The sequence below is a fragment of the Pelagicoccus sp. SDUM812005 genome, assembly GCF_031127875.1.
Classification (GTDB): Bacteria; Verrucomicrobiota; Verrucomicrobiia; order Opitutales; family Opitutaceae; genus Pelagicoccus.
Genome location: NZ_JARXIA010000015.1, coordinates 65,924 through 87,106 on the forward strand (window position 1 = coordinate 65,924; position 21,183 = coordinate 87,106).

The 21,183-nt window shown below is 54.4% G+C and carries 16 protein-coding genes; 7 read left to right on the forward strand and 9 right to left on the reverse strand.

Features of this window, described 5'->3' with window-relative positions; genetic code table 11:
• The first annotated feature begins 55 nt into the window (after positions 1-55).
• Positions 56-2,668: a glycosyltransferase gene (locus QEH57_RS16900; protein WP_309007947.1), complete on the forward strand. Its 2,613-nt coding sequence runs from the start codon at positions 56-58 to the stop codon at positions 2,666-2,668.
• Between the two features lie 16 nt (positions 2,669-2,684).
• Here QEH57_RS16900 and QEH57_RS16905 read toward each other — a convergent pair whose 3' ends face one another.
• Positions 2,685-3,374 carry a glycosyltransferase family 2 protein gene (locus QEH57_RS16905; protein WP_309007948.1) on the reverse strand — a complete coding sequence of 230 codons (690 nt, stop codon included), beginning with the start codon at positions 3,372-3,374 and terminating at the stop codon, positions 2,685-2,687.
• Between the two features lie 185 nt (positions 3,375-3,559).
• Here QEH57_RS16905 and QEH57_RS16910 point away from each other — a divergent pair, with 185 nt between their 5' ends.
• Entirely contained in the window at positions 3,560-6,595 is a 3,036-nt protein-coding gene (locus QEH57_RS16910) for a glycosyltransferase (protein WP_309007949.1), read from the forward strand.
• Complete coding sequence (locus QEH57_RS16915) at positions 6,582-7,676, forward strand: methyltransferase domain-containing protein (protein WP_309007950.1); 1,095 nt, start codon at positions 6,582-6,584, stop codon at positions 7,674-7,676. Before QEH57_RS16910 ends, QEH57_RS16915 begins: the two co-directional genes overlap by 14 nt.
• A 26-nt stretch (positions 7,677-7,702) precedes the next feature.
• On the opposite strand, the gene QEH57_RS25015 is transcribed toward QEH57_RS16915, so the two are convergent.
• From QEH57_RS25015 to tgt, 8 genes are all read right to left on the reverse strand, one after another.
• On the reverse strand, positions 7,703-8,083 hold the full coding sequence (locus QEH57_RS25015; protein ID WP_343224803.1) for a hypothetical protein: 381 nt from the start codon (positions 8,081-8,083) through the stop codon (positions 7,703-7,705).
• Positions 8,084-8,486: 403 nt separating this feature from the next.
• A complete protein-coding gene (locus QEH57_RS16925; RefSeq protein WP_343224804.1) occupies positions 8,487-8,990 on the reverse strand; it encodes a hypothetical protein in 504 nt (167 codons plus the stop codon).
• Positions 8,991-9,212: 222 nt separating this feature from the next.
• A complete protein-coding gene (locus QEH57_RS16930) occupies positions 9,213-10,931 on the reverse strand; it encodes a fibronectin type III domain-containing protein (protein WP_309007953.1) in 1,719 nt (572 codons plus the stop codon).
• A gap of 18 nt (positions 10,932-10,949) precedes the next feature.
• Positions 10,950-12,050 carry a TIGR02597 family protein gene (locus tag QEH57_RS16935; protein WP_309007954.1) on the reverse strand — a complete coding sequence of 367 codons (1,101 nt, stop codon included), beginning with the start codon at positions 12,048-12,050 and terminating at the stop codon, positions 10,950-10,952.
• 330 nt (positions 12,051-12,380) lie between these two features.
• Positions 12,381-15,302 carry a preprotein translocase subunit SecA gene (gene secA / locus QEH57_RS16940; RefSeq protein ID WP_309007955.1) on the reverse strand — a complete coding sequence of 974 codons (2,922 nt, stop codon included), beginning with the start codon at positions 15,300-15,302 and terminating at the stop codon, positions 12,381-12,383.
• Positions 15,303-15,393: 91 nt separating this feature from the next.
• Entirely contained in the window at positions 15,394-16,326 is a 933-nt protein-coding gene (locus QEH57_RS16945) for an SDR family oxidoreductase (RefSeq protein WP_309007956.1), read from the reverse strand.
• A gap of 75 nt (positions 16,327-16,401) precedes the next feature.
• Positions 16,402-17,802 carry an MFS transporter gene (locus QEH57_RS16950; RefSeq protein WP_309007957.1) on the reverse strand — a complete coding sequence of 467 codons (1,401 nt, stop codon included), beginning with the start codon at positions 17,800-17,802 and terminating at the stop codon, positions 16,402-16,404.
• A 33-nt stretch (positions 17,803-17,835) separates the two neighbouring features.
• Entirely contained in the window at positions 17,836-18,981 is a 1,146-nt protein-coding gene (gene tgt / locus QEH57_RS16955; RefSeq protein WP_309007958.1) for a tRNA guanosine(34) transglycosylase Tgt, read from the reverse strand.
• A gap of 175 nt (positions 18,982-19,156) precedes the next feature.
• Between tgt and QEH57_RS16960 the strand changes: the two genes are divergently transcribed.
• The 4 genes from QEH57_RS16960 (at position 19,157) to QEH57_RS16975 (ending at position 21,172) form a co-directional block, all read left to right on the forward strand.
• A complete protein-coding gene (locus QEH57_RS16960) occupies positions 19,157-19,720 on the forward strand; it encodes an aminodeoxychorismate/anthranilate synthase component II (RefSeq protein ID WP_309007959.1) in 564 nt (187 codons plus the stop codon).
• A 6-nt stretch (positions 19,721-19,726) separates the two neighbouring features.
• Positions 19,727-20,188 (forward strand): transcriptional regulator NrdR, encoded by a 462-nt coding sequence (gene nrdR / locus QEH57_RS16965; RefSeq protein ID WP_309007960.1) that lies wholly within the window; start codon positions 19,727-19,729, stop codon positions 20,186-20,188.
• Between the two features lie 29 nt (positions 20,189-20,217).
• Positions 20,218-20,691 (forward strand): hypothetical protein, encoded by a 474-nt coding sequence (locus QEH57_RS16970; protein WP_309007961.1) that lies wholly within the window; start codon positions 20,218-20,220, stop codon positions 20,689-20,691.
• Positions 20,692-20,827: 136 nt separating this feature from the next.
• A complete protein-coding gene (locus QEH57_RS16975; protein WP_309007962.1) occupies positions 20,828-21,172 on the forward strand; it encodes a histidine triad nucleotide-binding protein in 345 nt (114 codons plus the stop codon).
• Positions 21,173-21,183: the final 11 nt, after the last annotated feature.

Below are 21,183 nucleotides of genomic sequence, written 5' to 3' on the forward strand. Positions count from 1 at the left end.
CGCGCTTTTTCTAATCGACTGAGCCCCAACAGCCTTCCAGTAAGAAGCCCTCCCGATGGAAGTTTCCTTTGTCGTACCAGTCCACAACCACCTCGACCTGACCCAAGAGTGCCTCGCGTCCCTGCAGGCCACCGTCAAGGGAGTCGACTATGAGGTGATCCTCGTCAACGACGGCAGCGACGAAGCCACCGCCCAAGGCCTTCGCCAACTGGCAGGAGACCGCGTCAAACTGGTCGAAAACAAAGTCAACCAAGGCTTTGCCCATGCCAACAACCTCGGCGTCGCCCACGCGCGCGGACGAATTCTAGTACTGGCCAACAACGATCTAAAATTCCGTCCCGGCTGGCTGCCGCCCCTCCTCGCCGGCTTGGATTCCGAGGAGCGGGTCGGGCTCGTCGGCAACGTGCAGTACAGCGTCTCGACCGGCAAGATCGACCACGCTGGGGTAACGGTAGACCCGAAAGGAAAAGCAAACCACGTAAAACGCCCGAACAGAACGCGACTCTGGACTCCCAAATACACTCGGTCAAAAATCGTCACCGGAGCCTGCTGTGCCATAAAAAGAGCCCTCTACAATGAAATTGGCGGTTTTGACGAGGCGTTCCTTAACGGCGGTGAGGATATTGACCTATGCTTTCGACTGAAAAAGTTAGGCTATCAAATCCTCGTAGCCAATCGCAGCATAGTCGACCACCACGTCAGCGCCACCCGAACTGAACCCAACAAAAGCAACGAATGGAACTCGCGACTCCTGCAACGCCGCTGGGGCAAGGAGCTAGCGCACCTCGCCGCCTCCAGCTGGCCGGACCGCTACCTCGCCCAAGTCGCAGCGACTCGACATCCCAAGGCCATCGACTGGCAACTCCTTAAGGAAGCCCTTCCCCGCTACCTCACTCTCAAAAAAGGTCCCGCCGAGCCAGCTCTCTACCACGCTTACTGCGAACAAGAGCGCAACGAACGCCACTGGAAGTCCACCCTCGACGGAATCCCCGACGAGGTGATCAAAAAGGAGGAACGCCAGCGCCACGGATCCCCGCTGCGCGACCAATATACCTGCAAAGGCCTCTACGCCGAAGCCACCGAGCATGCAGGGGCTTGGATACGCGAAACGGCATCCATCAGCATCCCCCGCGGTACCCTCGTCACGACCCTCAGCATTTCCGGACATGCCCACGAAGCCAGCTGCCATGAAGACTCCGGCAAGATCGGGCTTTCCCTCAAAGTCAACGACGCCGCCATCAACGCTCGCTACCCCATCGAGCCCGGCCCCTTCAAGGTCGACTTCGACAACCTCCCCGCCCGAGCCTGCGACAAAACGCGACTTGAGATCACCCTCCTCGGAGTCGAACGCAGCAATGCCTTCGCCTTCCTCGGACGCAAACTCGCCAAAGCCAGCTACATCCCCCAACGCCTGCGCAACTACCTCGCAAGATTTCGCGAGCAAAAGCTCAACAAGCGACTCGCCATCCACGGGATCCACCTCAACGGGGAAGACGTTTTCGACTTCAAAAAGGACCCCACTAACCCCCTCAACACCGACTACGTCATCAAGCACGCCCGCATGGGAGTAAACCTCGTCGGCTGGTTCAAGGCCGAACTCGGAATCGGCGAATCCGCACGCGTCGCCGCCAAAGCCATCAAGCACAGCCAACTCCCCTACTCCCTCGTCGACCTCAAGGTCAACTGCCTCGCCTCCCAAGGCGACCTTACCTACGCCGACGAACTCAGCGACTCCAACCCCAACCCCATAAACATCTTCCACATCGACGCTCCCCAAAGCGCCGACATCGACCACCACCACGGAGCCGACTTCCGAAAAAACAAGTACAACATCGCTTACTGGGCCTGGGAACTCCCCGACTTTCCCGACCAATGGACCCAATACATGCGCTACTTCGACGAGATTTGGGCCCCTTCGAACTTCGTCCGCGACTCCATCGCCATCAAATCCCCCGAACCGGTACTCACCATTCCCCACTGCATCGACTTCTCCATCCCAGACCGCGACTACCGGCAAGAGCTCAAGCTGCCCCGCGACAAGTTCCTCTTCACCTTCGCCTACGACCTCAACAGCTACCAAGAACGCAAAAACCCAAAAGCCGCGATCGAAGCATTCCGCCAGGCCTTCGCCGGCAGCGACCGAGCCAATGACGTCGGCCTCGTCATCAAAGTCCACTCCGCCGCCAACAATCCCAAATCCTACCGCGCCCTACGCGAACTCCTCGACGGGCTCCCCAATATTTACCTCATCGACAAAACCCTCTCCCGCGAAATGACCTACGGCCTCATGAAGGCCTGCGACAGCTACATCTCCCTCCACCGCTCCGAAGGCTTCGGCCTCACCGTCGCCGAAAGCATGCTGCTCGGAAAGCCAGTCGTCTCCACCAACTGGTCCGCCACCAGCGAATTCGTCAACGCCACCAACGGCTGCCCCGTAGACTTCAAACTCATCCCCCTGACTAAAAACCACGGTCCCTACAAGGTCGGGCAAATCTGGGCAGACCCAGACCCCGAGCACGCCGCGAACTACATGTACAAGCTCGTATCCGACTCCGACTACGCCGCAACCCTCGGGCAACACGCCCAAGCCACGATCAAGGAGCTCTATTCCAAAGAGCGGATCGCCAGCCTTTACCGCAAACGCCTAAGAGCCATTTCCCTTTGGTAGCCAAAGACTTCTGCAATCAAACGAAGGCGTACTTGGAAATCACATACAAGGCACGAAAGCCGTCCCGAGCTCCAATCTTCTTCCCCTCCTCAAAGCTACGCCTCGCGTAGCTGATCGGGACCTCCAAAAATCGCAGATCCATCGCCGCCGCCTTCGCAGTGATCTCCGGCTCCACCCCGAAGCGGTCCTCCGTGAGCTCGATCTTGTCGAGCACCGCCTTGGGAAACATCTTGTAGCACGTTTCCATGTCAGTCAGTTGTAGACCCGTGAAAAAGTTTGAATACATAGTAAGGCCCTTATTGACAAAACGGTGCCAAAACGGGCTAACCGACCTGATCGACGGATGAATAAACCGCGAACCATAGACCACATCAGCAACTCCACTTTCTAAAAGCTCGAGCATGCTCCGCAATTCTCGAGGGTCGTACTCCAAATCCGCATCCTGAAACACCACAAACGTCCCACTCGACGCCTGAATGCCACTTCGCAATGCAGCACCCTTTCCCCGATTCACCTCATGCTTAACAACCACATCAATCTTATCTCCCAATTCCCCGTCCAGAAGCTCTCGCGTACCATCACTTGAGCAGTCATCCACAACCAACAGTTCCAAGTTTCCGATACCACAGCCTCGAACCGCCGCGACAACCGAGGCTAAAGTCGAAACCTCATTAAAGACAGGGATGATTACAGAAAGCAAAGGCATGTGGCGAGCATCATTTCATGAGCGAAGAAGTGTCAATTCAACAAAATTAAGCCCGACCAAGACCTCACCATCAGCATCCTACACACAACAAAAGGCTAAACAAAACAGTCGAGTCCTTTTGGTTAAAGCTCTCATCGAAAGGTACAATCCCAGCTCACAAATTTACACAACAGCCCCTAGCACCTGTGAACATACTCTTTGCCAACTACGGAGACTACTCTACGAACAGCCTAAATCACATCGGACCGTTCGCAAACTACCTCTCCTCAAAGGGCCATGACTGCATTGTAGCAGTTAGATCAATAAACGATACCCTACGTTTCCTAGAAGAGAAGCGGTTCAAGACCTTCACCTTCGCTGACATTCTAGCAACTCCCTTCCACTTCCATGACGGAAACCCAGCCAACATCCTGCACGCATGGACACCCAGAATCAACGTGCACACCTTCACATCCAAATACAAATCCTCCTACCCCAACACCCCCGTAATAATACACTTCGAAGACAACGAGGAAGCTATCTTAGAAAAGCACTATCGCAAGAACATAGCTGATCTCTCAAACGCTGCATTCACCAATATACACGTCGCATGGGAGGAGTCACTTTCGCACCCTATAGACTACAAAGCCTTTACGCGAAGTGCGGACGCGTTCACATACATAATCGACCCTCTAAAAGAATTCCTTCCCACAAACAAACCGTCTTGCAGGATCTTCCCAGGATTAGCCCCAAGCAGTCCCTTTAAAGCCACTACCATAAGCCTTAAAGAAGAAGCTCTTTTCACAGAATCCGAATTCATCATAGCATACCCCGGAGGGGTGTCAGCAAGCAACCTTAACGACATACTCGACCTCTACAAAGCAATAAAGAAGCTACAGAACAAGGGGCATTCGATCAAAATAGCCAAAACAGGCCCAAACAGCAATGCTATCGAAAGTAGCCTACCTTTCAACATAGACGAAGTATCCATCGATCTCGGATTTCTATCAAAAAAGGAACTAAACGCCCTCCTAAACAGGGCTTCATTCCACGTACAACCAGGAAAGGATGACGAATTCAACAAATATAGACTCCCGAGTAAACTCCCAGAATTTTTAGCGACAGGAAAAGCCGTAATAACCGGAAACACAAACATCGGCCCATCCCTTAAGCAAGCAAACGCCTGCCTGCTTCTAAACGAAAGCACCCCAGAAGAAATAGCAGAAAAAATCGAGTACCTCATCCAGAATCCGACGATTAGAAAGAGAATCGGAACAAACGGGAGGCGATTCTCAGAAGAAAAATTCAACCTCGAAGTGAACGGAAAAAAACTCGAGCAATTTTACGCAGATGTAATCAAAGAAGCAAAATCAGATACATTTCCGAGCCGAAACAACCCCCTTGCACCATCACGGATCGCACGCTCTCGCTTCGCCAACACACTAATCAAAACCTTCAAGTCATTGCGATACACAGCACGACCAAATTTCAACATACCACTCCCTAAAAAAACACCAGAACCCGAACGCAAGCCCCCCCAGCCCCAAAGGGCGATTACCTATGAGGAGTGGATTAAAGAGGAAAAAACGCGAGATAAAGCCTTTGAAAAGGCATTTTCCGAAACGTATAAAACCTCTCACTTTAATCCGTTAATCTCAATCGTTCTTCCAACATACAATCCTCATATTCCCTTCCTCGTGCAGACGATCGAATCTGTACTCTCCCAGACATACAAAAACTGGGAACTCTGCATAGCAGATGACGCAACCCAAAACGTAGAAACCAAACGCCTGCTAACGTCATACGCAGAGACAGACGAAAGAATAAAAGTATTATTCAGAAAACAAAACGGAAACATATGCAAGGCAACTAACTCCGCAATCACCCTATCACAAGGCGACTTCATTTCCTTCCTAGACCACGACGACACACTCGCTAGAAACGCGCTCGCGCGAATTGTGGACAACGTGAACAGAAGCCCAAACGGGAAACTGTTCTACACTGACGAGGACAAAATAGACGAAAACAATAATAGACACTCACCCCACTTCAAATCAAACTGGAACCCAAACCTACTGCTTGGTCAAAATTACATTTCACACCTTAGCACATACTCTAAAAGCCTAATAAACGAGCTAGGAGGGCTAAGGTGCGGAACAGATGGATCCCAAGACTGGGACCTAGCACTGCGAGCTTCCCAAATAATCGACCCCAAAGATATCATACACATTCCTGAGGTACTATACCACTGGAGAGTTCATGAAGGCTCTACGGCACTTTCTCTCGACACAAAGCCCTACATAGAAAAATCAGACCAGAATTGCCTAGCTCATTATTACCGTTCCCCTCAAACCCCACCCCGCATAACGAAAACAAAATCAGGGCACTGGAAACACACCCACCCGTCCAGCAGTTCCACCCCCATATCATTACACTTCCACTTTGAAAACGATTACTCATTCCTAGCCGATTCATTCGAGCTCATCCAAAAATCGAAAAAGTGCATACTAACCAAGCCATTTCTTTCCTACAATCCCAACACAACAGTCACGCCCTCTCTATTCGCCCCTTTCAAATCAAAACTTCGAACGAACATCTTTCCCGCCCCAACCCAAGCAGAAGCCCTGAACACAGTCTGCGAAGAGTCTCCCAGCGACGCCATCATAATTAGCCTCCGAGAGAGCACGGTCCCGGCATCCATCGAAGACCTACTCAGAATATCCGCCCAAGCACACCGACCAGAAATAGGTTCTATTTCAGGAAAAATAATAACAAAAGATGGCAGCCTGTACAGCGTTGGACTCGTAGAGACAAACAAGAGCCTCATCGAACGGCTGTTCAACGGCTTGAGCATCACAGACGATGGGTACTACCAAAGAGCTTTCCTCCCTAGCAACTACAACTTCTGTGACCCCTATGGCTTCGCCTTTCGAAAGTCAGTCTGGATGGAAACCTCCGGATTCAATACCAAAATCGCAAACGATAGAAGCATCCTTGATTTCTTTACAAAATCCAGAATATCAGGATACCAATGTCTCACCGACGCTCACTCGATCCTCTTAACCTCCAACGACCCAATCAAAGAATCTTACATTAGAATTGACGACGAACCTAACTCTCAAAGGAGTTACGACCAATCTAGGGATCCATTCCTAAATCCAAACCTCCAGCTAATTGACGGTAAACTCGCCCTGAAGAACAGGCCCCTCCCCCAACGAAAGCATTTTGATGTGGAACAGTAAGAAGAAGAAACCAAAGGTACATCTAGATAGCCCAAATATACAAATATTCGGAGAGCGCACAACATTTTCTGGCTGGTATGCTGGCAGCGGCACCATCAAAGACATAAAATGGAACGGCTTCGACGTAGAAAGCTTCGAAACACCAACTCGAAAGGATGCAGCCGAGGAGCATCCACACCACAACGTCATATCCGGATTTCACTTTGAAGCAGAAACATCCGAATTCAGTGGAACCTCGGAAATAACAATTGCGATCACGGATTCCAAAGGAAATTCCGACTCATTCCAGTTTCAACTCAAAGAGAACCCTTCCTGGCTGATTAAAAAGGAAAAACTGAAAAGGATCCCGAAAATTCTCAAAAGCATAGAAAACAGCGAAAAAACCGACACCCTCTACGACTTCCTCGACCAACCACTTAAAGAACTTGCAGGTGTCGTCCCCTCCACAGCAACCTCCTCGCACCCCTACACGGACGAAATGTGGAAAATGATCGATGAAGTTAACGAGGATGGCTGGATACTCGACTGCGGGGCAGGTTATCGGGAGACACACAAAAAAAACCTCATTCATTTCGAGATAGAACCATACGTATCAACTGACGTACGAGGCGTCTGCGAAGCCCTTCCCTTCAAAGACGAATCCTTCGATTTAGTCCTTTCGCTTGTAGTTTTAGAACATGTTAAAGACCCCGCAAAAGCAGTTCGAGAAATGGAACGCGTCCTCAAACCAGGTGGAAAGATCTGGATAGACGCAGCGTTCATGCAACCATTCCATGGCTACCCCAGCCACTATTTTAACATGACTCGCCATGGCTTAAGGAGCCTTCTGCCTTACAACGTCCAAGCAATCGAAGAATTCGTTCCTAAATACGGATCACCGATTTGGTCACTAACGTGGATCGTTGAAAGATACGCACAAGGACTCGCCGAAGACACGAGAAAAGAGTTTCTCGAGCTAAAGCTGAGAGACCTCATTTGCCACCCCGAGAAACTTCTCAACGAAAATTGGGTAACATCCCTATCGCCCGACGCCAGCCAAGCCCTCGCCGCAACGAACACCTACATCGGGGTGAAACGTTAAACGAGCCGCAACCCTAAAATCGATCGCTATTCTAAAACGTGAACACGGACAAGCTCTCCGAACAATTCCTTCCCATAATTATAAAGTTCCACATCAAGGCTATTTTTCCGGGCAGCAAATTCCCTAGCACTGTCAGTAAGATCGGAATACTCCGACGGCTGGATCGTTGAGTTTAACCGTCCGAGCCCAGAAACCTCGGGCCACCCAAAAACCCTAGAGACCAATTTCAAAGTAACATCAAGCTCCTCGGTTAGCCCCACCATCGCCATTTCCCTCAATCGCTTCTTAGCAAGGGAAAGACTGGGCGTTTGGCTAGGATCTATTTCAGAAGTCAAAACTCGCGTCTGCCAGTTGTCTACCTCAAGTGAAATATCATTATCAGACCTCAAGTATTCCTCGAATGACATTCGCTTGACCACCTCGTGACGCCCATGCGGAAACCTGCTAATATGATCATACGTGGACCTCACCCTCGACAGGGGCTCCCTCAATACAGTAAAGAAGCGAGTCCCCCTCGGCAGCACATTCTTTATTGAATACCAAAAATGCCCCCGAAACAGGAGAAACTTTGAGATATACGATTTTTCAGCCGCCTCCAATTCGTCCATCTGCCGCACAGGACAAACGAGCTTCGGTGGTAGCATCTTATCGAAAGCCGATAGCAAAGAAGTACCGCCTGTTTTCCCTATGTGCAAGAAGCAAACGGGACACTGCCCCCCCCCTTGCTCTGCAGAATAAACATTCCGTTCGGTTTCCATATATCAAAAACAATCGAAGAATTCGCAAACAAGGATTCCAAGCCGCCTCAACTCACCCCAACCCCAGGCGAGCGAGTTGAGCGTTATACAGCGCCAGGTCATTTACATTACACCGTTCAATTTCCTCGCGTACCGAAACAGAAGCCTCAGTCGCACCATAACCACAAATATCACGAGAGGAATTCTCCAATGGCAGGTCAAAAACAGCCCGTCCGAAACCTTGCTCCATCTTTAGCGCAGAACACAGCATCGGCATACACTGCTGCGACTTCTCAAGAATTCCGACAAAACGGAACTCTTGCTCCTTCCCACAAAGATACTTGGTCATACCGTCCCGCATCCAATCCAAACGAGCGAAATCCAAAAGCCCCATTTCCTTCTCTAAAACAGTCCTAAAGTAACCGTTTCCCTGATCACCAAATCTTAATATGTGGTTATAATAAGAAATCACACGATCCACTGGATGCCGCAACCAAGTGACCTTCGTAACGGAAAACGGACAATCGTCCAATGCATCGACAGCGCCGTGCGCATGGAAACAATCTTTCCCGAACAAACGCTCCGTCAAAGCGTCGGCATCAGATCTCTCCCACCTTTTCGAATAATCAAACAAAACGGCCCCCGAAAACGAAGACTGAAGCCAGATCCTAAAACTCGTACCTCCGCACTTGGGAATATGGACACTGTAAACCATCTACAAAACGACCCCATCTACAACAAATAGAAAACACCGCCTACAAAAAAGCAGGCGGTGCCAATCTAAAGAATTAACTTTCTATCAATTTGGGGAGATTTCGTAAATTTCGATGAGAGCAACTCCTGTCGTATCCCCCACTCCATTTACAATTGCAGTATAAATGCCTGGATCAAAATCACCTACAACTACGCAATCTTCAGATCCAGAGTCAAATGGGGCAAGCCCCACAGACAATGCAGCGTCATTCACTTCCGATGGAGTCAAACCATCGCTTCGAGTTTCCCAATTATCGTTAGAACCATACTCATCCCAGCCACTACCGTTCCAACGAAGAATCTGAAGAAATGGATCAGCCAAAGTATTTTCAGCAGTGAAAATGTCGTCAGGTACTTGGTCGCGCAACCCAGGGCCATTAGCACGAATAATAACCTTCATTGGGACCTGCCCATGTATATTAAAAGACCCTCTCAAAGTCTCAACACCCGTGCCGACAAGTCCGCGAGATGCCAAACCAGTCAATCGCGCGTCAGCTGGAGAATCTTCTAAGTAATTCAAGTCATACACCTGCACCGAGGCCACTCCACCTCCTTCCATTGGGTTCTGCACACGATTCGTATAACCACCAAGGATCTGTCCGACGCTTGCGAGCAAGGCCGAATCTCCAGCCCCCGCATTGAGAGCCTGAGCCCCATACTTCGACTGTGCCGCAGAAATCGCAGCAGCCTCCGTCGAGTCAACATCCCAATCGTCGTTTTGAGCAATCTGGCGATCGACCCCAGTTGGAGCAATGCCATAAAACAGAGTCAAAAGCGTATCAATAGGCTTCGGCAAAGCACCAGGCATACTAGGCCCAACAGCCTGTATGAGAACCGGCATTTCCTCCGTTCCCGTTACCGCCAAACCGATACCACGACGAGTGTCAACGTCGTCCCCCATAAAGCCTCGAGCTGCAAGATTGATAATCTTAGACCTCTCCGAAAACAACTGTTCCAAAGACTCCCATACCGCGTAACCAAATCCATTCTCAGCTACCACGCGATACTGATAGGTTGCACCCGGCACAAGCGAGTCATCCACAAATGAATTAACACCACCAGCAACCGAACCAAGCTTTTCCCAAGAAGAAGATCCCACCTCCCTACGCTCAACCGAGTACCCTTGAGCCCCGCTTGAAACGTCCCATTGAATAGTATTCGACGTAGGACTCGTCTTCGAAGGATCCGGCATAACGTCGGACAACCCCAAGTCTGCATTTTCATCCAAAGTGGCCGCCGCCACGTACTGGCTCGCAAAGCTCGACTGATTCAAAACAGAGCCCTCGGCAAAAAACTGAAGACTGTAAAGGTGCGTATTATCCGCCGGCATCGTCCATGCATCTCCGGTCGATTCATCCCTAGGATCTGCAAACACTCCAAATTTCGCAGTACCTGGCTGGGTCGCATCAGTATCTAACGCTGGATACCAAAACAGAGCGAGCCGATCGCCTGCTGACCAGTTTGCTGCATCGTAGTTCGCAATCAGCTTAGAAGCTAAAAATTCCCCATCAAGGCCACCGCCTTCGGAAAAATTCCACCGAGCCACCTCCATATCGTCCGCAGCGGGGAAAAAGCTAGTAGAATTTGGCAAATCGAAACCATCGCCTTCCGTATCTACAGCCAAAATGACCAAACCACTGTTCAATGCCACTCCAGCGTCATCCCTCAGGGTTCCGGCCGCTATGTTAAAAGAAATGCTCCCGTATCCGACGCTCGCCAAAGCTAATGACCCGAGACAGATACCAAATTTTGTTACGTTGTGCATGATTGTAATCTCTTTTTGTTAGCTTTGAGAAGGCAGGCTCCAAGTGTTCGTCCAGTAGACTACCTCGTCTTCAATTGTCGCGACTTTCCTCACCACCACGGCTGAGGCAGCCGGTACGATGGCACTGTCCAAAACGTCTCCTGAGGTATCTACGACCCCATCTACGACCTGCCTCCATCCATCGCTGTATAGGCAGTAAATAACATCCGGAGTAGGATTCTTGCCGCTTGGCTCCTCTGGGTAAATGCGAACCGTATCTTTCACCGCGTCTGCGGCGCTCGTTACGCTAACCACCGTTTCCAAACCGAGATCGCCAATCGCAATCGCCAATGGACGCGGGACGCCCACGAGGTTGTCCGTAGCTCCGGCGCTCTTGGACGCGATCGGAATTTGGACCTGCGAGAGCATCACTTCTCCGAACAGGAAGAAGGAGACGTCCACGCCACTGTTGTTCCGCACTACGAACCCTTCTCCAACTGGCAAAACATCGTCGTCATGGGACTCCCACAAGGGAGAGCCTACCTTGCGCCAGCCCGGCTGGCTGATGATGTTGCCGCCTTCGTCCTTCGCGATATCGCCGTAGTAGTAAATCGCATCGGGAGCCAAACCTTCTACGCCGGCAGAATTGTCGTTCGAGAAGAGGATCAAATCGGGATTACCAGGATTGACCTCGACCTTTCCTCCTAGGCCATTGGGGAACATTTCCCCCAAGGTGAGTGCGGGTATGATGGACGCGGTTTCGCTCGCAGCAGCCCCAAGCTCGGAACCGGGATCGTTGACCGTCAATCCGGTCGCGGTATTGGCGGTTATCTCGAAGACGCGTCCGGACAAGCTTCCGCCCTCAATCAATAGGTGGTGCCCCTCCGAGTAGGCGTCAGTCTCGAAGCTCGCTCCGGAGAAGGTGACGCTCCCCGCCGCGGCAGCCGAGACATCGCTCCTGAAAACAGCGGAATTGTTAAAGCTCGGCGTCACGTAGAGGTCGCTCCCCGCAGGGGCCTTCATTGAAACGGCACCGATTATACTAGAATAAACTTCTTGAGCCGAAACAGACGTCACCGCTAGGCAACACACTGAGCCGATCGACAAGAGAGACCGGGTCAAACTTTTCTTTTTGATCATAATTGGAGTATTTAGAGCTTCGGGTGGCGAGGCTTGCCGGGCACGGCAACTGAAAATATGTTAGTGAACTCAGTACGTTGCAAGTTAGCAAGTGGATTCTAAGTACTATCGCTAATACATCAGAATCGATTGGCAGACACGCTACGCAGTAACTAGTTCGACCCTCCCGCGACATAGTTGAGCACTACCACGAAAATAAGCAAAAGTCCGTAAGAACGAAACGCTCAACACCCCACTACAAAGCGCTTCATTCCCCCAGCCCGCCTGCCTGAACGCTCCGCACAGGCAAACGGGAACCTAAAAAGACCGCTAGACAAACTCGTTCCAGCCTCAGCGCCCGCAACACTGCTTGAACTTCTTCCCGCTTCCGCAGGGGCAGGGTTCATTGCGGCCGACCTTCGGCAAGTTCTTCTTGATAGACACCTTAGGCAGCTGCACCCGACTTCCTTGGGGCGAGCCCCCAGCGGGACGCGCCGCTACCGGACCCGATGTCTCCGCGCCGCCGCCTTGGGCTACCGCCTGGCGGGCAAGCATGTTCTTCACGTTTTCGATCGCGACCAGATTGGTGGCCGTACGGAACAGACGCGTACAAACTTGGGAACGGACATTGCCCATCAGCTCCTCGAAATAGGTGTAGGCCTCGTTCTTGTACTCGTTGAGCGGATCCTTCTGGCCATAGCTGCGGAGCCCCACGTTACGACGCAAGTCCTCCATTTCGGTGAGGTGCTCCTGCCAGCGTCCGTCGATCGAACTCAGCAGGACATAGCGCTCAAGATGCTCAAGAGCTGCCTCGTTTTCAGCGGTCTTCTTGATCCGGTACGCATCGCGTATCGCGTCCAACACGAACTGAAGCTGCTGCTCGGCCGACTTTCCAGCCAGGACCTCTTCCTTCAATCCGATAGGGAAGTGAGAGTTCGCCCAAGTGATAAACCCGGAAAAATCGCGCTCGGCATCGGCGAGGCGATCCGCGACCTCCTCCTCCACTAGCTCCATCACCGTTTCCAGCGGCGTATCGCTCTGCAGGGCCTCGTTGCGCAGGGCATAGATGATCTCTCGCTGCTTATTGAGAACGTCGTCATACTGCAGCAAGCGCTTGCGCACCGAATAGTTGCTGCCTTCGACCTTCTTCTGGGCCGTTTCGATCGAACGGTTCAGCAAGGAGTGCTCGAGCGGCTCCCCTTCCTCCATCGAACCATGCAAGATCTTGGCCATGAAGCCCGAATTCGCGAAGAGGCGCATCAAGTCGTCCTCCAAGGAGATGTAGAACTTGGAACGCCCTGGGTCGCCCTGACGGGAGCAACGACCACGCAGCTGGCGGTCGATACGACGCGATTCGTGGCGCTCGGTGCCGATCACCAGCAAACCGCCAACCTCCTTGACGCCCTCGCCCAGCTTGATATCGGTACCGCGACCGGCCATGTTGGTCGCGATCGTGACCGCCCCCTTCATGCCCGCGCGAGCGACGATCTCCGCTTCCTGCTGGTGGAACTTAGCGTTGAGAACGTTGTGCGGAATGTTTTTGCGGCGAAGCATGCGCCCCACCAACTCGGAGGCTTCCACCGAAACCGTACCGACCAAGACCGGCTGCCCCTTCTTATGAGCCGCCTCGACCTCGTCCACCACCGCATTGTACTTCTCGCGGCGGGACTTGTAGATGACGTCGTTGTCGTCAATGCGGATACAAGGACGGTTTGTAGGAATAACGGCTACCCCTAGATTATAGATGTCGTGAAACTCTGTCGCTTCCGTTTCCGCCGTACCAGTCATGCCCGCAAGCTTCTCGTAAAGGCGGAAGTAATTCTGCACCGTAACTGTCGCAAACGTCCGCGTCTCGCGCTCGATCGTCACGTTTTCCTTGGCTTCCACCGCCTGGTGCAGCCCGTCGCCCCAACGGCGCCCCGCCATGACGCGGCCCGTGTTCTCGTCGACGATTACGACCTTGCCGTCTTGCACCACGTACTCGACGTCCCGCTCGTAAAGAGCGTAGGCCCGCAGCAGCTGGCTGATCGCGTGGATATCCTCGCCCACAACCTCCAGCGCCTCCTGCTCCTTGAGCTTGATAGCATCCTTTTCCTCGTCGCTTAGCGAAGCGTCCTTGTCCAACTCGCTGAAACGAGTCGCCAAATCCGGCAGCACGAAAGCATCGGGATTGTCCGGACGCAGCGTCTTGCGCCCCTTTTCCGTCAAGTCCGCCTGGCGTTGCTTTTCATCAATCACGAAGAACAGGTCTTCCTTCAGGTCGAAGAGCTTGTCCTTGTTCATGTCGCTGTGCATCTCGAGATCCGTCTTGTCGAGAAGCTTGCGGTATTCGCCGTTTTCCAGAAGGCGAAGCAGTTGCTTGTTCTTAGGCATGCCGAGCTTTACCTGCAGCATCTTCAGGCCCAAATCCCACATGTCGCGGTCGTCCTTCTCGAGGCTTTCCTTCACCTCGGCGATCAAGCTATTACAAAACTTGTTCTGGGCGTTCACGAGGCTCTCGATGGAGCCTTTGAGCTTGGTGTAGGGCTGCTCGCGCTGGATGGGGGCCGGACCCGAGATAATCAGTGGCGTACGCGCCTCGTCCACCAGGATGGAGTCCACTTCGTCGATGATCACGAAGAAGTGGTCGCGCTGGACCTGCTCCTCCTTGCTGTGAGCCATGCCATTGTCGCGCAGGTAGTCGAAGCCGAACTCAGACGCCGTTCCGTAGGTGACGTCGCAGGAGTACATCTCGCGCTTCACCGGAGGCGGCTGCTGGTTCTTGATGCAGCCGACAGTCAGACCGAGATACTTGAAAAGGTGCCCCATCCACTCCGAGTCGCGCTGGGCGAGGTACTCGTTCACCGTTACCAACTGCACGTTGCGGCTCGCCAAGGCGTTCAAGTAAATCGGGAGCGTCGAAACGAGGGTCTTGCCCTCGCCGGTCGCCATTTCCGCGATTCGACCTTGGTGCAAGGCCATGCCGCCGATAAGCTGCACGTCGTAGTGCACCATGTCCCAATGCTGCTCGCGTCCGCAGACGATCGCCGACGTTCCGACGAGGCGGCGGGCCGCGTTCTTGACCGTCGCAAAGGCTTCCGGCAGCAAGTCGTCCAAGGATTCCCCATTCGCGAAACGCTCGCGGAACTTCGCCGTGTGGGACTTCAGCTCCTCCTCGGAAAGTGATTGGTACGAGACTTCAAGCTCGTTGATTTTGGCGACAGCAGGCTCGCAGGACTTGAGCCACTTCTTGTTGGAGCGGCCCGCGAATTTCTTGAAAAATGACGATAGCATTAGAGCTTGGGTAAATTAAGGTAGATCCGGCTAGAGAATTCAGGACAGGCTTGCAACGAAAACGTTCGCCCAAGGCTCGGGCTAGGCCATTTTACCCCTGCAAACCATTCCGGAAGTAGGCGATCGTTTCCTTCAATCCCTCCTCCAGCGAAACCTTCGGCTCCCAGCCCAGAGCGCCTTTCGCGATCGAGATATCGGGCTGGCGCTGCTTCGGATCGTCAGCCGGCAAATCCAGATAGACCAACTTCGACCTAGACCCCACCAGCCGCAACACCGCTTCCGCGAGCTCTATCATGGTAAACTCGCCCGGATTGCCCAAGTTCACTGGCCCCGTCGTCTCGTCCTGGTTCATCAAGCGGACAAAACCCTCGATCAAGTCGCTGAAAAAGCAGAAGGAACGCGTCTGGGAACCGTCGCCGTAGATGGTGATATCCTCTCCCCGCAGGGCCTGCACAATGAAGTTGGAAACGACCCGACCATCGCTCGCCAGCATGCGCGGCCCATAGGTGTTGAAGATACGAGCGATGCGGATATCCACGCCATTCTGACGGTGGTAGTCGAAAAACAGGGTTTCCGCGCAGCGCTTTCCCTCGTCGTAGCAGGAGCGAATCCCGATCGGGTTCACGTTCCCCCAATAAGACTCCTGCTGCGGGTGCTGGTCGGGGTCGCCATAGATCTCCGAAGTCGAAGCCTGGAAGACGCGCGCCCTCACCCGCTTGGCCAAACCGAGACAGTTGATCGCCCCCATCACCGAAGTCTTGATCGTCTTGATAGCGTTGTACTGGTAATGCCGCGGGGAGGCCGGACAAGCGAGGTTGTAGATCTGGTCCACCTCGAACTTGAACGGGTCGATCACGTCATGCCGCACGAACTCGAAATAGGGATTCGAAAGCAGGTGCACGATATTCGCCTTCCGCCCCGTAAAGAGATTGTCCAAGCAAATGACCTCATGACCGTCGCCGAGCAGGCGCTCGCAAAGGTGACTCCCTAAAAATCCGGCTCCTCCGGTAACTAGAACTCTCATATTCGTGATCGGCTGCAGCAGTCAGAAAACACGAGAGCACGAAACTCGCGTCCACCTGTCAAACCAGGACAGCCCCTAGGCCTCTTCCTTCTCCTCCTCTGTCGGCTTTCGAAAAAAGCTGTAATTGGCCAAGAACGATACCCCCATCAAGGTACCCAGCTGCCTCAATGGCCGCATGGCCCCGATCGCCTGCGTCAAGGTCGCCGCCTTCGGCTCCGCGATCCCCAGCAGCAACACTCCCGTAGAAATCACCACCGTGTGGTGAACCAAGGACATCACATGGAAAACGCCCACCTGGTCCTCGAAGCGCGACTCCACCCAAGAAAACAGCAACCCGCCCAGGATCGGCGCCACCGCCGCCGACAAGGAACTCGCCGCCAAGTTGAAGCTGATCGCCGCCGTCTTGGCCTCCGCCGGGATCAACTTCAGGATCATGCTGAAGGAACTGAACAAAAAACCAGACCCCGCGATCCCGCCAATTCCCCAGATCAAGTACAGGATCCCCACTCCCGAGGGCGTAGCGAACTGATGCAAGTACCCCGCCCCCATCCAAACCGTCAGCGAAACCATCAAACTGATCCGACAGCCATACTTGTCGCACACCCGCCCCCAAAACGGCATCATCAAGGCTCCCGTCGTCGTCGCCAGCATGGCCAGCCGAGCCACCTCCTCCACGCTCATGCCCAGCACCTTATAATAGAAGACCGGAAAGAAAGGCCCCATCACATTCGCGGCAAAGCCAAAGGTCGCGCCGAAACCCACGAAACGAAGCAAGGCCCTGTTCTTCAAAATCACCGCAAACTGGGCCGACAGCTTCGCGCTGCGCTCGTCCACGATACGCTTCGTCGGCAGGATGCGCAGCTGCAGCACGATAGAGACCGCCCGCATCGCTACCGACGCGAAGATGATCATCTGGAATCCGAATATCGCATTCTCCTTCCAGTATCCAAGGAACCACGACGCGCTCACCAAAAACGCCACAGTGCTGATCTGCAGCAAGCGGTTTCGCCTTCCCAAATACCTCCCGCGCCCCTTCGTCGGCAACCACTCCTGCACCCAAGACGTCCAGCTCACGTTCACCAACGCGAAGGCCAAGGCCCCCAAGGCGAAAAGACTAACGATCAACACCGGAGAATGCCAATCCCCGCCCGCCGCGATCCGCGGCAACGCATAGCCCACCGCCACCCAGCAACAGAGGTGGATCCAAGAGAAAATCAGGCAAATCGCCTTTTGCGACAAGCGACGTGTCAGCCAAGGCAAGGCAAACAGCTGAAAAACGTTCGCCCATGCCGGCAACGAAGCGATCACTCCGTAAACCGACTCCTTCAGCCCGATCGCCCCCGTCGCCATGCTGGCCAGCAAAAAGTTTCCCGGCATCGCGAAGAAAACCAACGGCATCGCCAGCAAGCCCTCCACTACCGAAAGCCGCATGTTCACCCGCAACTTCGACTCCGCCCTTTCCGATTCTACGCTCATGTCCCCATCCCTCAACTACATGCCCAGACAGCCTCAGCCGTCATCCCTTTCGCCCGATTCGTAACGCTCGATCCAAGCCCTGCTCCAGCTTGCAAAGTCGCCCGCCTCGATATGCGAGCGCACCTGCTCCATCAGATCCAAGTAGAAGTGCAAGTTGTGCAAGGTCAGCAAAGTACAGCTCAACATCTCCTTCGCCATGGTCAAATGACGCAGGTAAGCCCGCGTAAAGTTCCGGCAAGTATAGTTGTCCATCCCCTCTACCAAGGGCTTCAAATCCGTAGTGAAACGGGAATTACGAATATTCTTCATCCCGTCCGGCGTGAAAAACGCCCCATTCCGAGCCACCCGGCTCGGCAACACGCAGTCAAACATATCCACGCCCGCCGCGATCATCTTCAGCATCTGCGGAGGCGTCCCTAGCCCCATCGTATAGCGCGGCTTGTCCTCCGGCAAAAACGGAGCCGTAGCCCGCACCTGCTTCAGCATCTCCGGCTCCGGCTCGCCCACGCTCACCCCACCGATCGCGTACCCTGGAAAATCCAGTTCCGCCAACTCCTCCGCCGAACGCCGACGCAATTCCTCGAACTCCGATCCCTGGGCAATCGCAAACACATGATGCCCCGTATCCAAAAATCCATTATCGGTCGCGATCTCCTTGCAGGCCTTCGCCCAACGCGTCGTACGCTCCACCGCCTTAACGCAATCGTCCTTCTTGCATGGATACGGCGGACACTCGTCGATTACCATTGCGATATCCGAACCAAGGTTCGCCTGGATCGTCATCACCTCCTTCGGACCCAGAAAAACCTTCGAGCCGTCCAAGTGCGACTGGAAGGCCACGCCCTCCTCCGTCAGCTTGCTCAGCTTCGCCAAGCTAAACGCCTGGAAGCCGCCGCTATCGGTCAAGATCGGCCCGTCCCACCCCATGAACTTATGCAACCCGCCCGCATCCCGAATCAGCTCCGAGCCAGGCCGCAAGTTGAGATGATAGGTATTGCCCAAGATAATCTGAGCGCCCACGTCCTCCTTGATCTGCCGCGGCGTCAAACCCTTCACCGTCGCCTGGGTTCCCACCGGCATGAAAATCGGCGTTTCGATCGTCCCGTGCAGAGTCTTCAAACGCCCGCGACGCGCCCCCGTCTCGGCATCCTTCTTAATCAACTGGAAATGTTCGCTCATAAAAACCGAGCCACCCTAGCCTCCACAAACGCCCGAACAACCTAAATCTTCCGCAAGAGCCCCACGTCGCGAAGGCAAGGTCCACGCCGCCGTTCCCCGACTTATTCACACTGCCCGCGCCAAGCTTGACCCACCCTAGGCCACCCTATTTAAACCAGCCCTAACACTGCCCATCATGCTGCTTGTCATCGACAACTACGACTCCTTCACCTTCAACCTCGTCCAGTACTTCGGTACCCTCGGCGTCGAGCAGCGCGTCTTCCGCAACGACCAAATCACCGTCGAAGAAGCCCTCGCCCTCACCCCCGAGCGCGTCCTCATCTCCCCCGGCCCCTGCTCCCCCACCGAAGCCGGCGTCTCCATCGCCATGATCGAAGCCTTCGCCGGCAAGGTTCCCCTCTTCGGCGTCTGCCTCGGACACCAGTCCATCGGCCAGCACTTCGGAGGCAAAGTCGTCCGCGCCGACCGCCTCATGCACGGCAAGACCTCCCCCATCTCCCACAACGGCAAAGACCTCTTCCGCGGACTCCCCCAAGGCCTCGCCGCCACCCGCTACCACTCCCTCATCGTCGAACGCCAGAGCTTCCCCGCCTGCCTCGAGATCACCGCCGAAACCGCCGAAGGCGAAATCATGGGCCTGCGTCACCGCGAACTCCCCATCTGGGGCGTACAATTCCACCCAGAATCCATCGCCACAGAAAACGGGATGGAAATCCTCAAAAACTTCCTTACCCTCTGATCTACCATGAGATGCCCCAAGTGCGGATCTGAGCTAGACAAAGTCATCGACTCCCGAGCCTCCAAAGACGGCTCCACCATCCGCCGCCGGCGCGAATGCCTCGACTGCTCGCACCGCTTCTCCACCACCGAGCAAATCCTCCGCGAAAACCTCTACGTCACCAAGCGCGACGGACGCCGGGAAGACTTCGACAAAGCCAAGATCATCTACTCCCTGCGCCGCGCCTGCCAAAAGCGCCCCGTCGACGCCGAGCAAATCAACATGCTCGTCGAAGACATGATCGACTCCCTCGAATCCGAATACGGCATGGAATTCCCCTCCTCCGTCATCGGCGAAAAAGTCCTCTCCAACCTCAAGGCCATCGACCCCATCGCCTACATCCGCTTCGCCTCCGTCTACAAAGACTTCAAGAACCTCGACGAATTCCTCGACGAGATCGGCGACCTCAACACTCCCAAAATCCTCTAGTCCCACCCCTCAAAACCTTTCCTTTCCCCTTGAAACGCGGCGCCCACAAAGACTTCTCCAAGCTCCAGATCATCTGCGCCCTCTTCGCCGACGACATCGGCGACGACCTCTACTTCGCCCGCCAAATCAAAGAATCCATCGAAGCCACCCTGCCCGAAGACCAGCGCGACACGCCCGAAGCCTTCCTCGCCGCCGCCCAAACCCTCGTCGAGCAAACCGCTCGCAACCCCGGCCGCGCCATCATCGACCTCATCCCCGCCCCCGACGCCCAAGGATTCTCCGAGCTCGCCCTCCGCGCCCGCCTGCTCGAAGCCATCAAGCGCACCTGCCGCTTCGAAAACCCCCTGCTCGTCCTCACCGGCCTCAAAGAAGCCATTTGCCCCCAAGGCAAACGCTGGACCGCACGCCGCTCCGTCGAATACCAAAACGCCATCGCCTACGCCCGCGACTTCTGCCAATCCCGCACCCGCCCCTCCAGCCACCTCAACCTCATCATCTACTAGGCAGGGCGGTCTGGCCCAGACCGCCGCCACAACCCGGTCCGTAGGAGCGTCCTTGTCACGCGATTCCACCACTCGCCACATCCAACCAAAACAATCCGCGTCCATTTGCGTGAATCTGCGGTCCAGCAACAAACCAATGTCCGAAAAAACCATCTTCCAAAAAATCATCGACCGCGAGATCCCCGCCACTATCGAGCACGAGGACGAACACTGCATCGTCATCCACGACATCGCCGCCCAAGCCCCCACCCACCTCCTGCTCATACCCAAGAAACTCATCCCCCGCATCGGCGAAGCCACCCCCGACGACGCCCCCTTGCTCGGCCACATGATGACCCTCATCCCCCAGCTCGCCGCCAAGCTCGGCTGGAGCGACGGCTTCCGCACCGTCATCAACAACGGCCCCCACGGCGGCGAAGCCGTCCCCCACCTCCACATCCACCTCCTCGCCGGCCGCCAAATGGCCTGGCCCCCCGGCTGATCCCATCAAGC